Here is a 13,876-nt window from a genome sequence, read left to right on the forward strand (position 1 = left end):
TTCGTTCACGCCTTGGTCGGGGGGATCTGACCGAACCGTCCGGCGTTGAAGTCCTCGATCGCCTGCTGCAGCTCACGGTGGCTGTTCATCACGAACGGCCCGTAGTGCGCCACCGGCTCCTTGATCGGTGCGCCGCCCAGAATGATCACGTCCAGGTTGGGCGTCCGCGACTCCTGGATCGCGGAGGCCTGCAGCGCGATGCTGTCGCCCTCGCCGAAGACCGCCGACTGGCCCGTGTGGATCGGCCGGTTCTCCTCGCCGACGGTGCCCTCGCCGCCCAGGACGTAGACCAGCGCGTTGAAGTCCTGCCGCCACGGCAGGGTGATCCGCGCGCCCGGGCTGATCGTCGCGTGCAGCAGGGTGATCGGCGTGAAGGTCGTGCCCGGTCCCTCGTTGCCGTCCAGGTCGCCGGCGATCAGCCGGATGACGGCGCCGCCGTCCGGGGTGGTCAGCAGCTTGACCTCGCCGCCGTGGATGTCCTGGTACTTCGGCTGGATCATCTTGTCCGAGGCCGGCAGGTTCACCCACAGCTGGATGCCGTGGAACAGGCCACCGCTCATGACCAGGTGCTCGGGCGGGGTCTCGATGTGGAGGATGCCGGAGCCGGCCGTCATCCACTGGGTGTCGCCGCCGCTGAGGTGACCGCCGCCGCCGGTCGAGTCCTGGTGCACGAACTCGCCGTCGATCATGTAGGTGACGGTCTCGAAGCCCCGGTGCGGGTGCCACGGGGTGCCCTTGGGCTCGCCGGCCGCGTACTCCACCTCGCCCATCTGGTCCATCATGATGAACGGGTCGAGGTACTTGGTGTTGATCTTCGCGAACGCGCGACGGACCGGGAAGCCCTCGCCCTCGAAGCCCTCGGGGGCCGTCACGACGCCCAGCACCGGGCGCGCGGTCGTGGTGGCCGGGTCCGGCGTCTCCACGCGCGGCAGGACCAACGGGTTCTCAACGGTCACAGCGGGCATGGCTGCCTCCTCGTTCTTGCCTGGCGACACGTCCAAGTTAGTTGAACGTTGAACCTCTAAGCAAGTTGAAGCGTCAACTAATTCCCACCCCCTGCCGGTGGTCCCCCTATCCGTACATCCTCCGCATGGTGAAATCGACCATCTGTTCTACGGACTTCGCGTCGAAGACCATCCGGTGCTCGCCCTCCATGTCCATCGCGAAGCCGTAGCCGGTGGGCAGCAGGTCCAGCACCTCCGCCCCGGTCACGGTGAAGAACTTGGAGTCCTTGCCCGCATAGCGGCGCAGCTCCTTGAGGGAGCTGAACATCGGGATCACCGGCTGCGGGGTGTTGTGCAGGGCCAGAAATCCCGGGCGGTCGCCGCGCGGGCAGTAGATCTTGGACGTGATGAAGATCGACTGAAAGTCCTCGACCGTCATCGCGCCCGAGGTGAAGGCCCGGATCGCCTCCGCCAGCGAGGGCGGAGTGGGCTCCGGGTAGGGCTGCTGATAGCCGGGATTCGGCCCCTGCTGGGGCTGCTCGTAGCCGTACACAGGTCAAGGCTAGCGAGGGATGTGACGTACGCCAGGCCGGGTCTCGTCGAAAGGGGGTTGATCTAAGTTACCCTTGGGTAGCATCATGGCAGCTACCTGCTGGTAGATCGCTGCTGAAGCTGTAGATCTCGTCGATCGAGTTGAGGGTTCACGACTATGGGTCACTACAAGTCCAACCTCCGCGACCTGGAGTTCAACCTCTTCGAGGTGCTCGGTCGCGACGAGGTCTACGGCACCGGTCCGTTCGCGGAGATGGACGTCGAGACGGCGAAGTCCATCCTCGCCGAGATCTCCCGCCTCGCGGAGAACGACCTGGCCGCGTCCTTCGCCGACGCCGACCGCAACCCGCCGGTCTTCGACCCGGAGACCAACACCGCGCCGATACCGGCCACGTTCAAGAAGAGCTACGCGGCCTTCATGGACTCCGAGTACTGGCGTCTGGGCATCCCGGAGGCCATCGGCGGCACGGCCACCCCGAACTCCCTGGTCTGGGCCTACGCCGAGATGATCCTGGGCGCCAACCCGGCCATCTGGATGTACTCCTCCGGCCCGGCCTTCGCCGGCGTCGTCTACGAGGAGGGCACCGAGGAGCAGGCCAAGGTCGCCCAGCACATGGTCGACAAGGGCTGGGGCGCCACCATGGTGCTGACCGAGCCCGACGCGGGCTCGGACGTCGGCGCCGGCCGCACCAAGGCGATCGCGCAGCCCGACGGCTCCTGGCACATCGAGGGCGTCAAGCGCTTCATCACCTCGGGCGAGCACGACATGTCCGAGAACATCATCCACCTGGTGCTGGCCCGCCCCGAGGGCCACGGCCCCGGCACCAAGGGCCTCTCCCTCTTCATCGTGCCGAAGTACGACTTCGACTGGGAGACCGGCGAGCTGGGCGAGCGCAACGGCGCCTACGCCACCAACGTCGAGCACAAGATGGGCCTCAAGGCCTCCAACACCTGCGAGATGACCTTCGGCGCCAAGCACCCGGCCAAGGGCTGGCTGGTCGGCGAGAAGCACGACGGCATCCGCCAGATGTTCCGCATCATCGAGTTCGCCCGCATGATGGTCGGCACGAAGGCGATCGCCACCCTCTCCACCGGCTACCTGAACGCCCTGGAGTACGCCAAGGAGCGGGTGCAGGGTCCGGACCTGGCCCAGTTCCTGGACAAGACCGCCCCGCGCGTCACCATCACGCACCACCCGGACGTGCGCCGCTCGCTGCTGACCCAGAAGGCCTACGCCGAGGGCATGCGCGCGCTGGTCCTGTTCACCGCGTCCGTCCAGGACGAGGTGCAGCTGCTCAAGGCCCGCGGCGAGGACGCCTCCGCCGCCGAGCGCCTGAACGACCTGCTGCTGCCGATCGTCAAGGGCTACGGCTCGGAGAAGTCCTACGAGCAGCTGGCCCAGTCGCTGCAGACCTTCGGCGGCTCCGGCTTCCTGCAGGAGTACCCGATCGAGCAGTACATCCGGGACGCCAAGATCGACACCCTCTACGAGGGCACCACCGCCATCCAGGGCCAGGACTTCTTCTTCCGGAAGATCGTCAAGGACCAGGGCCAGGCGCTGACCGCCCTGTCGGAGCAGATCGTCAAGTCCATCGCCGCGGGCATCGGCGGCGACGAGCTCGCCGCCGAGCGCGACGCGCTGGCCGCCGCGGCCGGCGACCTGGAGGCCCTGGTCGGCACCATGCTGGCCCAGCTCGGCACCGTCGAGCAGGACCTGCGCAACATGTACAAGGTCGGCCAGAACACCACCCGCCTGCTGCTCGCCTCCGGCGACGTGGTCCTCGGCTGGCTGCTGCTGCGCGCCGCGGCCGTCGCCCAGGCCAAGCTGGCCGAGGGCACCGCCGACAAGGACGTGGCGTTCTACCAGGGCAAGATCGCGGTCGCCCGCTTCTTCGCCCGCAACGTGCTGCCGACCGTGCACACCCAGCGCCTGATCGCCGAGGGCATCGACAACGAGATCATGGACCTCGCCGAGGAGGCGTTCTGACCGGCGCAGTCTCCCTGACCGCCCGCGTCACCGGACGCTGAGGGCCCGGACCCCCTGAGGGTCCGGGCCCTCGCCCGTTCTGCTCCCGACGCACCGCTCCCACCGCTGCCGAGGCCGTCGGCGCCACCCTTCGCCAGGGTGCGCCGGGCCCGCGGGAGACGGTGCCCCACCGGCCTCGGGCCTATGCTCGACCGCAGAGATCGCTCACCCTCAGCACATTCTCAGCACGTCTGGAGCCAGCATTGACCCCCGCTGCAGCCGCTCAGCCCGCCGTGACCCCCGCGTTCGACCGCAGTCACACCGATGACCTCATGGCGTATCTGCAGTCGAGCCCGTCCCCCTTCCACGCGGTGGCCAGCGCGGCGCAGCGGCTGGAGAAGGCGGGTTTCCGGCAGGTCGAGGAGACGGCGGCCTGGGACGCGGCCCCGGGCGGTCGCTACCTGATCCGCGGCGGCGCACTCATCGCCTGGTACGTGCCCGAGAGCGCCGACGCGGCCACCGGGTTCCGCATCGTCGGCGCGCACACCGACTCGCCCAACCTCCGGGTCAAGCCGATCCCGGACACCGGCTCCGAGGGCTGGCGCCAGGTCGCCGTCGAGATCTACGGCGGCGTCCCGCTCAACACCTGGCTCGACCGCGACCTCGGCCTGTCCGGCCGGCTCGCGCTGCGCGACGGCAGCGTCGTCCTGGTCCAGCTCGACGAGCCGCTGCTGCGCGTCCCGCAGCTGGCCATCCACCTCGACCGCAGCGTCAACGACGCCCTGACCCTGGACCGGCAGCGCCACCTCACCCCGATCTGGGGCCTCGGCGCCGTCGACGAGGGCTCCCTGATCCGTTACGTCGCCGCCGCGGCCGGCGTCGACGCCACCGAGGTGGCCGGCTGGGACCTGATGGTCCACGACGTGCAGCCGCCCTCCTACCTGGGCCGCGACCGCGAGCTGCTGGCCGCGCCGCGCCTGGACAACCTGCTCTCCGTGCACGCCGGCACCGCCGCGCTGATCGCGGCCGCGGCCTCCGGCGAGCTCGACCACATCCCCGTCCTCGCCGCCTTCGACCACGAGGAGAACGGCAGCGAGTCCGACACCGGCGCCCAGGGCCCCCTGCTCGGCACCGTCATGGACCGGTCGGTGTTCGCCCGCGGCGGCTCCCTGGAGGACCGCGCCCGCGCCCTGGCCGCCACCATCTGCCTCTCCTCGGACATGGGCCACGCCGTCCACCCCAACTACAGCGAGCGCCACGAGCCGGGCCACCACCCGATGCCCAACGGCGGCCCGATCCTCAAGGTCAACGTCAACAACCGCTACGCGACCAACGCGACCGGCCGCGCCGTCTTCGCCGCCGCCTGCGAGCGGGCCGGCGTGCCGTGGCAGACCTTCGTCTCCAACAACGCCGTCGCCTGCGGCACCACGATCGGCCCGATCACGGCCGCCCGCCTCGGTATCGCCACCGTGGACTGCGGCGTCGCCGCCCTGTCCATGCACAGCGCCCGGGAGCTGTGCGGTGCGGACGACCCGTTCCTGCTGGCCGGCGCGCTCAAGGCGTTCCTGGAGAGCTGAGCCCTCCGCTTCCCGCGATGAGGCCCGGCCCGGGCTCCTTCGCCCCGACCGCGCGCCCCCGGCCCGGCGCCCGCGGCCCGTCCGCCCCCGGCGCAGGCGGCCCGGCGGAGCCGCCCCCGCCTTGCGGGGCGGGGCGGCCCCGGGCCCGCTTCCCCGAGGCGGGCCCGGGGCCGTTGCCGATCGGGGCTTCGCGTCCGGCCGTCCGTCCGTCCGGCCGGCCGACCGACCGGCCGCCTGCTACGCGCGGCGCTCCCGGATGCTCACGCCTCGTCCATCCCGGCCAGCACGAGCGCGAGGCGGTCCGCCCCACCCGCCGTGATCCTCACCGGCACGCCCCAGTCCTGCTGGTGCACGTGGCAGGTGGGGAACTCGATCGCCGGGTCCGCGTCGCAGGACGCGGCCATCGCCGAGACGTGCAGCACGCCCTCCGTGATCTCCGGGTTCAGCGTCAGCGCGCGCCGCAGCGCGGTGTCGGCGCCGGCCCCGTCCAGCAGCAGTTCCGGCGGCGTGGAGCTGACCAGCAGCCGGGTGGCCGGGCCGTACGTCTCGTCCAGCTTCTGTCCGGCGGGCGGCGTGAAGACGACGTCCAGCGCGAACGTGCCCGGGGCGATCTCGGTCGCGGGCCGCTGCGTCCGGTGCGCGGCGGCCTCCACCTGCACGGCCTCCTCGGGCAGCCGCAGGCGCGTCAGCCGGTGCCGGGCCGACTCCACCACCACGATCCCGTCCCCGTCGAGCACCGCCCCGGACGGCTCCCGCAGGTCCGTCGCCAGCGTGCTCACCTCGCCCGTCGCCGGATCGAAGCGGCGCAGCGCGTGATTGTAGGTGTCCGCGATCGCCACCGAGCCGTCCGGCAGGACGGTCACCCCGAGCGGGTGCTGCAACAGCGCCTGCGCGGCGTCGCCGTCCCGGTGCCCGAAGTCGAACAGCCCCGTGCCGACGGCGGTGCGCACCTCGTGCGTCCCGGCCTCGACGTACCGGACGGCTGAGGTCTCGGAGTCCGCGACCCACAGCCGGCTCCCGTCCGCGGCCACGGCCAGCCCCGACGGCTGCGCGAACCACGCCTCGTCGGCGGGCCCGTCGACCAGGCCCTCGTTCGTCGTCCCGGCCTCGACCTGGACGGTGTCGGCCTCCGGGTCGTAGCTCCACAACTGGTGCGTACCCGCCATGGCGATCCACACCCGCCCGTCGAACCACGCGACGTCCCACGGCGAGGAGAGATCCACGCTCGTACCCGTGCCGCTCGTCGCGGAGTTCTGCCACCACTGCCGCCCGGTCCCGGCCAGCGTGGTGACCTCGCCGGTCGCGAGGTTCACCCCGCGCAGCGCGTGGTTGACGGTGTCGGCCACGACGACGTCGTACGCCCGGCCCTCGACCAGCGCGACACCCTGCGGCTCGCTGAACCGCGCCGTCTCGGCCTTCCCGTCCACGAGCCCGCGCTCGCCGCTGCCGATCCGCCGCACGACGGTCTCCCCGTCCTCGGCCAGCTCCACCAGACTGTGGTGCCCCGAGTCCGCCACCAGGTACCCGCCCCCGGGCAGCCGCACGGCCTTCCCGGGGAACTTCAACGCCCCGGGCACCGCCTCCGGTGCGACGTACGGCCCGTCCCCGCGCCGCAGCGTCCCCTTCGCCCCGTGCTCCGCCTCCAGCTCCGCCACCAGCGCGGCGATGGCGTGCGCGTGTCCCTCCCCGGCGTGCTGTGCGACGACGTACCCCTCGGGGTCGATCACGACCAGCGTCGGCCAGGCCCGGACGGCGTACTGCTTCCAGGTGGCGAGCTCGGGGTCGTCCAGCACGGGGTGCTCCACCTCGTACCGCGCCACGGCGTCCACGACGGCCTGGTGCTCGGCCTCGTGCACGAACTTGGGCGAGTGCACGCCGATGATCACCAACGTGTCCCGGTGCGCCTCCTCGAGCTCCCGGAGCTCGTCGAGGACGTGCAGACAGTTGATGCAGCAGAAGGTCCAGAAATCGAGCAGAACGATCTTGCCCCGGAGGTCGCCCAGGGTCAGATCCTTGCCACCGGTGTTGAGCCAGCCACCCTTGCCGACCAGCTCGGGGGCGCGAACGCGTGCACGTGATGCCATACCTGCATCCAACCGCATCGCGCTGTGCGCGCATTCCGGCCGGGTCCGTGCCCGTCGGTCTTCAGGAGATCCTCCGGGCGGCGGCGCCGTTGTGGAGGAAGCGCGCCCGACCGTGTTCGTCGGAGCCGATCAGGGACAGGACCTGATGGCCGTCGACACCGGGTTCAGCGGTGATGACCGCGCTGTCGTTGAGGCGGACCACCTCGACGCGTTCCTCGGGCTTGCCGAGGAACGCCCGCGCGCGTTCGTTGCGGGGGCGACGGATGAGGAACGCACGGCCGTCCTTGACGGTGAGCGTGAGGTCGTAGAGAGTGCTGCGGTACGTGCCGCACATGCGGTCCACGTCGACGAGGCGTGGATTCGCCGGCGGCACCGGGAGCGGCGCCGTCTCCACGCCGGTGAGATCGCCGAGGACGGTGCTGAGTATCCCGTGGGCCAGCGGCTCCGCGGTGGCACTGTTGGTCAGCACCGCCACCGCCACGCCGGCCGAGGGGACGACGCGCAGGAACGCTTTCTGTCCCTTGGAAATGCCCGTGTGACCGACGACGCCGTCCCGATAGAGCATCCAGCCGAGTCCCCAGCCCAGGACGCCGCCGCCGAAGTCCGGGACGGACTCGAGTTGAGGGGTGCGCATGGCCGCGAGCGCGGGGTCGGTGAGGTGCAGCTGGACGAACCTCAGCAGATCGCGTGCGCTCATCGCGAGGTGAGAGCCGCTGGGTGCGGAGAAGTAGCGGATCGCCCAGCTCTTCGTGGGCGCGAGCGCTCCGTCGGTCTCGACGTGCCCGACCGCGGCACGGTGCAGGATCGCCTCGTAGGGGGTGGTGGCGACGGTCGTCAGGCCGAGCGGGGTCACCAGGCGCTCGCGGAGCACGTCGTGGAAGGGCGTCCCCCGGAGCAGCTCCACGAGCCGGCCGAGCACCACGTAACCGCTGTTGGAGTAGGAGAAGAGGGTGCCCGGCGGGAGCAGGTGGTCCGCGTCGGCGAGGGTGGCGACGAACCTCTCGATCGCGTCGTCGTTGCGCCCGGTGTCGGTGAAGTGGTTGCCGTCGATGCCGCCGGTGTGGGTGAGCAGCTGGCGGGCCGTCAGGGTCTCGGTGGCCGCCGGGTCGCTCAGCCGAAAGCCGGGCAGGTGGTCGCGAACGGGACGGTCGAGGTCCAGCACGCCGTCGTTCGCCAGTTGTTGGACCAGCGTGGCGGTCCAGAGCTTGGTGATTGAGCCGATCTTGAACACCGAGTCGGTCGTGGTCTCGACCCGGGTGTCCAGACTCAGCACCCCTGCGGCCTCGTCGTGGATCTCCCCGTCGGCCAGCACGGCGACCTGTGCGCCCGGTACGCCGTACTTCGCGATGAGCTCACTCAGATGCCACCCCATCGCTTCAGCCTAGCCAGCTGCCGTGGTTGGTCGAACGCGAGGACTCTCCCGCCCAGTGACAGGCCGGCCTTGTCCGAGAAATTTCTCGTCGGCTGTGTCGATCCGCTGCCGCGCCGTTCGACCTGGGGTAGAGAGGGGCGGGAGTGATCCGCTCCACCGGCGTCAGGGAGAGACGAAGATGGCGAAGTACATGCTGATCATGCGCGGCACGGACGAGTCCATGGCGAAGATGATGGAGACCCCGTTCGAGGAGATGCTCGAGACCATGGGCCGGTTCAACGAGGAGATGATCCGGGCCGGGGTGCTGGTCGCCGCCGAGGGGCTGGACGATCCGTCGCAGGGCGTGGTGGTGGACTACAGCGGGGAGACCCCCGTGGTCACCGACGGGCCGTACGGGGAGACGAAGGAGCTGTTCGGCGGGTTCTGGCTGCTCGACGTGGCCTCGAAGGAGGAGGCGGTCGAGTGGGCGCGGCGCGCGCCGGCCATCCAGGGGTCGAAGTGCGAGATCCGACGGGTGCCGGGCATCGAGGAGTTCCCGCAGGACAACGAGTGGATCGTGAAGGAGCGGGCGTGGCGCGAGCGGACGGGTCAGCTCTGACGCCCGGGAACGCAGCGGGCTCCGGGGGCCCCGGGGCCCCCGGGGACGGTCCGCCGGTCGCGGAGGCGGCGCGGCGGGCCGTCGAGGCCGTGTGGCGGATCGAGTCCGCGCGGATCGTCGGCGCGCTGGCCCGCTACACGGGCGACTTCGCGCTCGCCGAGGACGTCGCGCAGGAGGCGCTCGCCGAGGCGCTGGTGAGCTGGTCGCGGGAGGGTGCGCCGGACAACCCGGTGGGCTGGCTGCTGGCGACCGCACGACGGCGCGCGATCGACGGGTTCCGGCGTCGTGCGGCGCTGGACGAGCGGTACTCGCTGCTGGCGGGCCCGTTGGCGGACGGCGAGTTCAGCGCCGGTGCGGGGGCCGCGGCGGGGCAGGGCCGGACGGACGAGCTGCCGTGGGATCCCGACCAGGTCGACGACGACGTGCTCGCGTTGGTGTTCACGGCCTGCCATCCGGTGCTCTCCACCGAGGCCCGGGTCGCGCTCACGCTGCGCGTGGTGGGGGGTCTGTCCAGCGAGGAGATCGCGCGGGCGTTCCTGGTGCCGGTGCCGACCGTCCAGGCGCGGATCACGCGGGCGAAGAAGACGCTCGGCGCGGCCGGGGTGCCGTTCGCGCTGCCGCCGGCCGAGGAGCGGCGTGAGCGGCTCGGCGGGGTCCTGAGCGTGCTGTACGTGATCTTCACGGAGGGCTCGACGGCGACCGTCGGCGACAGCCTGCTGCGTCCCGATCTCGCCCGTGAGGCGCTGCGGTTGGCCAGGATGCTGGCCGCGCTGCTGCCCGCCGAGCCGGAGGTGTACGGGCAGCTCGCGCTGTTCGAGCTCACCGCGGCGCGCTTCCCGGCGCGGACCGGGCCGGACGGGGAGGCGGTGCTGCTGGAGGACCAGGACCGGCGGCTGTGGGACCGCTCGGCGATCCGCCGCGGTCTGGCGACGCTCGGCCGGGTCGCGACGTTCGGACGTGGCCTCGGACCGTACGGGCTGCAGGCGGCGATCGCCGCCTGCCACGCGACGGCGCCCTCGGTCGCGGAGACCGACTGGGAGCGGATCGTGCTGCTCTACGAGGCGCTCGGCCGCGTCGCCCCCTCGCCGGTCGTCGAGCTCAACCGCGCCGTGGCCGTCGCGATGGCGAGCGGCCCGGAGCAGGCGCTCGTCCTCGTCGACGACCTGGCCGTCTCCGGGCGGCTGGCGGGCTCCCATCTGCTGCCGGGCGTGCGCGGCGAACTGCTCAGGCGACTCGGCCGCATCGCCGAGGCCCGCGCCGAGTTGGAGCTCGCCGCCCGTCTGTGCCGCAACGCGCCGGAGCGGGCCGTGCTGCTGCGCAAGGCAGCGGCTCTCGCGCGGGATCTCGAATAGTCCGCGGCAGACCGATGGCCGTTGAGCGCCGCCGTGTGGGGCGCGCGGTCGACACGGCCGCGCTGGGCGTGGGCCCCTCCGTGGCCTGGGCGCTCCACGGTGCGGCTCCGGAGCCGGGCGGGGCGCTGCTCGCTCAGGCGGGCTCGGACGCCGGCGGGACGGTGACCGCCGTCCCGGGGTGAGCCGGCAGGGCCGGGGTGCGCTGCGGACCGCGGTGCAGGAGCGCGGCGGAGAGCGTTGCGAGGGCTCCGAGCAGTGCGGTCGTCGCGAAGCCGTAGCGGGCGTCGGAGTGGTCGGTGACGGTGGCGACGACGAGCATCGCCGCGATCGTGGCCGCGAGGCCGCCCGCGTTGGCGCGGCCGAACGCGCGGCCGACGGTCGCGGTGTCGGCGGCGGCCATCAGCAGGTTCCGGGAGGCGATCCGGGCCTGGCCGAAGACGAAGGCACCGCACGGGACGAGCAGGACCAGTCCGATGACGCCGAAGAGCCCCTGCAGCACCATGAGGACGTTGCACACGAGGAACCCGGCAAGTGCGATCCGCAGGTCCCGGTGGCGCCGGGCGAGCTTCTGGTAGACGGCGGCGGCCAGCAGGAACCCGAGGCTGCCGAGGGCGTCGATCGCGCCGAAGGTGCCGGCGCCCCGGTGGAGTTCGGCGAGGACGAAGGTCGGCAGCAGCGCGTTGAAGACGGTGACGACGACGCTGCCCTGGGCGTAGAGGACGATGACGCGCCGCAGCGAGAGGACGGTCCCCGTCGCGGGGTCGGCCGTGGCCGCGACGTGGACGGCCGCGTCCGGGGCGGTGGCGGGAGCGGGACGTCGGCGGCTCAGGAGAGCGGCGCAGACCGCGGAAACCGCGAAGGTGGCCGCGTTGAAGACGAGCAGCGGCGGCGCGCCGAAGCGCTGCACGGCCAGGCCGCCCACGGTGGCGGAGAGCAACATGCCGGACTGGGTGGCGGTCTCGAAGCCGCCGTTGAACCGGCGCAGCCGCGCGGCGTCGACCCGTTCCTTGACCAGTGCGGCGGAGACCGGCAGGAACAGCGCGCTCACCAGCGCCAGCGCGAAGTTGGCGCCGTAGACGCCGACCGCCGTGGAGCCGCCCGCCGCGAGCCAGAGCGGCAGCGCGAGGGCGAGCCCCGTGCTGCACAGGTCGCAGGCGATCCACAGCCGCCGTCGGTCGAATCGGTCCGCGAGGCGGCCGAAGAACGGCGAGAGCAGCGCCTGCGGCAGGGCCACGGCGATGAACAGCCAGCCCACCGAGAGCATCGTGTGCTGTTGGCGGATCATCAGCAGGGCGCCGCTGATCAGCTGGACGTTGTTGCCGAGTGCCGTGGCGAAGGCCGCGCCGAGAAGGAGCCGTTCGGTTCGCATGCTGTGACGCTACGGATCTTCCCTGACAGCTCCTGTCAGGGAAAGGTGCGGGTCAGGAACGGGTCAGGAAGGGGTCAGGACCTGGCCGGCAACGGGGGCAGCGGGAGCGGGAGGGCGGGCAGGCCGTCGAGGCTGTGCTCGATGTGGTCCCTCGTGTGGAAGTAGGCGTCGAGGCTCTCGTCGGTCTCGCGCTCGAAGCGCGACTTGTGCAGCGTCCGGTCCTCGTCGTAGGTCATGAACGGGATGGCGTAGCCACAGGTGTCGCGGACCAGGTCGGCGGTCACCACGATGATCGCGCGCAGTCCGTGCGGGACGGGGTCGATGCCGGGGAAGTGCTGCAGCAGCCCACTCCAGCGCGGGTCGTCACGGAAGACGGGCTCCCCGTGTCCGTGCACCCGCACGATGTTGGGCGGGCCGTCGAAGGCGCACCACATCAGCGTGATCCGGCCGTTCTCCCGCAGGTGGGCGATGGTCTCGGCGTTGCTCCCGGCCATGTCGAGGTAGGCGACGGTCTGTTCGTCGATGACGGCGAACGAACCGGTGAGGCCCTTGGGCGACAGGTTCACCGTGCCGTCGCCGGAGAGCGGCGCGGTCGCGGTGAAGAAGATGTGCTGCGCCTCGATGAACTTCCGCAGCCGGCCGTCGATGCGTGCGTATGTCTTTCCCATGCCGCCATGATTGCCGACGCGCCTCAGCCGTGGTGCGAGAGAAGCGTCACGGCCTCGTCGAGAGCGGCGGTCTCACGGTGCGTCAGGGTGGGGTTGTCGGCGCGCAGCGCGCGGGCCTCGGCGAGCCGCTCCGGGTCGAGCGGGCCGAGGAGGCGCAGGAACGGCGGCAGCACGGCGCGCGCGAGCGGCGCGAACTCCGGCATGGAGACCGCGGCCTGGGCGAGGATGAGAGCGCTCATGGCACGGTCCAGCGCGGGCGGACCCTCGACGGTGTTGGCCCAGTCGATGACGACCGGGCCGGCCCCGGTCAGCATGACGTTCAGCGGATGGAAGTCCATGTGCAGCACCCGGTCGGCCGGGTCGGCCGAGCTGTGGGCCGGTATCGCGTGGAGCCGGTCCAGGTGCGTGGCCAGCAGGGCTGCGGCGGCCTCGGCGGTGACGTCGCCGCTCGCGGTGGCCTCCGCCAGGGTGGGGCCGGTGAGGCGCTCCATGACCAGGTCGCACGGGGCGTCGCCGGGCCAGACCCGCGGGACGGGGTAGCCGTGCGCGGCCAGCCGCCGCATCACCGCGAGTTCGCCGGTGGCGTCCAGCCCGGCCCGGTACCGGCGCAGGACGCGCCCGTCCGGGAGCGCGTACACGTCGGCGGTGCGGCCGGTGCCGATCAGCGGTCCGGGCGCGGGCGCGGGCTCGGGCTCGGGCTCGGGCGTGGAGGGTGCCATGGGCCGACGTTAGCGTCCACCGGTCTCGACCGACCGGCCGACGGAGAGAAGGCGCCGGCTGCAGCGGTCCTGGACCGCGGTCAGCGCCTGGACCACGAGCACCGCACCGAGTTGGATGCCGAGCGCGACGAGGCTGTGCACGAGCCACGCGCCGACCAGCGTCGGTCCGCCCCATGCGCCGTCGAACCGGTGGTCGGCGGCGAACGGGTGGCCCAGCGCCGGGGAGGCGTCGGGACGCAGGAAGTAGAGGTAGCCGGAGTAGACGGTGAACGCGGCCACGCAGGTCGCCACCAGGCCGGCCAGCGCGGGGAGGGCGACGAGCACGCTGTGGGCGAGCACCCGTACCGCGCCGACGCGCACTCCGTCCTGCGGCGCGTCCGCGTCCGCGGAAGCGGGTACGGACGCGGCCCGGCGCGGTGACCAGCGGGCGACCGCGGCCCGCTGCCACGCCGCCGCCCGGTCGGCCTGGCCGACGAGCGAGAGTGGCACGGCGGCCACGGCCAGCGGCAGTCCCGTCAGCCCGCGCAGCGCGGTCCGGGCCATGAGCCGCAGCAGTCGGCCGGGCGCGGTGCGCACGACGGAACGGGCGGCCGGGCGGTGGAGCGAGGCGGGGGCGACGGCGACCATGGTCAACTCCGATGTGGGGCGGACGTGCTGACCTCTCCATGGTCGGGG

12 protein-coding genes are annotated in these 13,876 nt (G+C 72.1%); 4 read left to right on the forward strand and 8 right to left on the reverse strand.

Features of this window, described 5'->3' with window-relative positions; genetic code table 11:
- Positions 1 to 5: 5 nt before the first annotated feature.
- Positions 6 to 965, reverse strand: coding sequence for a pirin family protein (locus BMY61_RS08315; protein ID WP_042461412.1), 960 nt, complete (start codon positions 963 to 965; stop codon positions 6 to 8).
- A gap of 106 nt (positions 966 to 1,071) precedes the next feature.
- A complete protein-coding gene (locus BMY61_RS08320) occupies positions 1,072 to 1,497 on the reverse strand; it encodes an SseB family protein (RefSeq protein WP_042461411.1) in 426 nt (141 codons plus the stop codon).
- A 156-nt stretch (positions 1,498 to 1,653) separates the two neighbouring features.
- On the opposite strand from BMY61_RS08320, the gene BMY61_RS08325 reads away from it, so the two are divergent.
- Positions 1,654 to 3,483 (forward strand): acyl-CoA dehydrogenase, encoded by a 1,830-nt coding sequence (locus BMY61_RS08325; protein ID WP_042461408.1) that lies wholly within the window; start codon positions 1,654 to 1,656, stop codon positions 3,481 to 3,483.
- A 272-nt stretch (positions 3,484 to 3,755) separates the two neighbouring features.
- Complete coding sequence (locus BMY61_RS08330) at positions 3,756 to 5,039, forward strand: M18 family aminopeptidase (protein ID WP_425314674.1); 1,284 nt, start codon at positions 3,756 to 3,758, stop codon at positions 5,037 to 5,039.
- 260 nt (positions 5,040 to 5,299) lie between these two features.
- Here the strand turns inward: BMY61_RS08330 and BMY61_RS08335 are convergent, their stop codons facing one another.
- Together BMY61_RS08335 and BMY61_RS08340 are read right to left on the reverse strand one after the other, a co-directional pair.
- Entirely contained in the window at positions 5,300 to 7,123 is a 1,824-nt protein-coding gene (locus tag BMY61_RS08335) for an NHL domain-containing thioredoxin family protein (protein WP_143094228.1), read from the reverse strand.
- Between the two features lie 61 nt (positions 7,124 to 7,184).
- Positions 7,185 to 8,495: a serine hydrolase domain-containing protein gene (locus BMY61_RS08340; protein WP_042453841.1), complete on the reverse strand. Its 1,311-nt coding sequence runs from the start codon at positions 8,493 to 8,495 to the stop codon at positions 7,185 to 7,187.
- Positions 8,496 to 8,673: 178 nt separating this feature from the next.
- On the opposite strand from BMY61_RS08340, the gene BMY61_RS08345 reads away from it, so the two are divergent.
- Together BMY61_RS08345 and BMY61_RS08350 are read left to right on the forward strand one after the other, a co-directional pair.
- Positions 8,674 to 9,093, forward strand: coding sequence for a YciI family protein (locus tag BMY61_RS08345; protein WP_042453840.1), 420 nt, complete (start codon positions 8,674 to 8,676; stop codon positions 9,091 to 9,093).
- Entirely contained in the window at positions 9,066 to 10,445 is a 1,380-nt protein-coding gene (locus BMY61_RS08350; protein ID WP_042453838.1) for an RNA polymerase sigma factor, read from the forward strand. The genes BMY61_RS08345 and BMY61_RS08350 overlap by 28 nt, the downstream gene beginning before the upstream one ends.
- 133 nt (positions 10,446 to 10,578) lie before the next feature.
- Here the strand turns inward: BMY61_RS08350 and BMY61_RS08355 are convergent, their stop codons facing one another.
- From BMY61_RS08355 to BMY61_RS08370, 4 genes are all read right to left on the reverse strand, one after another.
- The gene (locus tag BMY61_RS08355; protein WP_042453836.1) at positions 10,579 to 11,814 is read right to left on the reverse strand and encodes an MFS transporter; all 1,236 of its coding nucleotides are present in this window, start codon (positions 11,812 to 11,814) and stop codon (positions 10,579 to 10,581) included.
- A gap of 74 nt (positions 11,815 to 11,888) precedes the next feature.
- Positions 11,889 to 12,482: a pyridoxamine 5'-phosphate oxidase family protein gene (locus tag BMY61_RS08360; RefSeq protein ID WP_042453834.1), complete on the reverse strand. Its 594-nt coding sequence runs from the start codon at positions 12,480 to 12,482 to the stop codon at positions 11,889 to 11,891.
- Positions 12,483 to 12,505: 23 nt separating this feature from the next.
- Positions 12,506 to 13,201 (reverse strand): phosphotransferase, encoded by a 696-nt coding sequence (locus BMY61_RS08365; RefSeq protein WP_042453832.1) that lies wholly within the window; start codon positions 13,199 to 13,201, stop codon positions 12,506 to 12,508.
- A 9-nt stretch (positions 13,202 to 13,210) separates the two neighbouring features.
- Positions 13,211 to 13,828, reverse strand: coding sequence for a hypothetical protein (locus BMY61_RS08370; protein ID WP_042453830.1), 618 nt, complete (start codon positions 13,826 to 13,828; stop codon positions 13,211 to 13,213).
- Positions 13,829 to 13,876 lie beyond the last annotated feature (48 nt).

Origin of the sequence: Streptacidiphilus jiangxiensis (assembly GCF_900109465.1) — a bacterium.
In the GTDB taxonomy this organism is placed as follows: Bacteria; Actinomycetota; Actinomycetes; order Streptomycetales; family Streptomycetaceae; genus Streptacidiphilus; species Streptacidiphilus jiangxiensis.

Bases quoted from the DNA above. Each gene is read 5' to 3' on its own strand.
- BMY61_RS08345 (WP_042453840.1), top strand. From the start codon at position 8,674: ATGGCGAAGTACATGCTGATCATGCGCGGCACGGACGAGTCCATGGCG.
- BMY61_RS08325 (WP_042461408.1), top strand. From the start codon at position 1,654: ATGGGTCACTACAAGTCCAACCTCCGCGACCTGGAGTTCAACCTCTTC.
- BMY61_RS08370 (WP_042453830.1), bottom strand. From the start codon at position 13,828: ATGGTCGCCGTCGCCCCCGCCTCGCTCCACCGCCCGGCCGCCCGTTCC.
- BMY61_RS08315 (WP_042461412.1), bottom strand. From the start codon at position 965: ATGCCCGCTGTGACCGTTGAGAACCCGTTGGTCCTGCCGCGCGTGGAG.
- BMY61_RS08335 (WP_143094228.1), bottom strand. From the start codon at position 7,123: ATGGCATCACGTGCACGCGTTCGCGCCCCCGAGCTGGTCGGCAAGGGT.
- BMY61_RS08340 (WP_042453841.1), bottom strand. From the start codon at position 8,495: ATGGGGTGGCATCTGAGTGAGCTCATCGCGAAGTACGGCGTACCGGGC.
- BMY61_RS08365 (WP_042453832.1), bottom strand. From the start codon at position 13,201: ATGGCACCCTCCACGCCCGAGCCCGAGCCCGAGCCCGCGCCCGCGCCC.
- BMY61_RS08355 (WP_042453836.1), bottom strand. From the start codon at position 11,814: ATGCGAACCGAACGGCTCCTTCTCGGCGCGGCCTTCGCCACGGCACTC.
- BMY61_RS08360 (WP_042453834.1), bottom strand. From the start codon at position 12,482: ATGGGAAAGACATACGCACGCATCGACGGCCGGCTGCGGAAGTTCATC.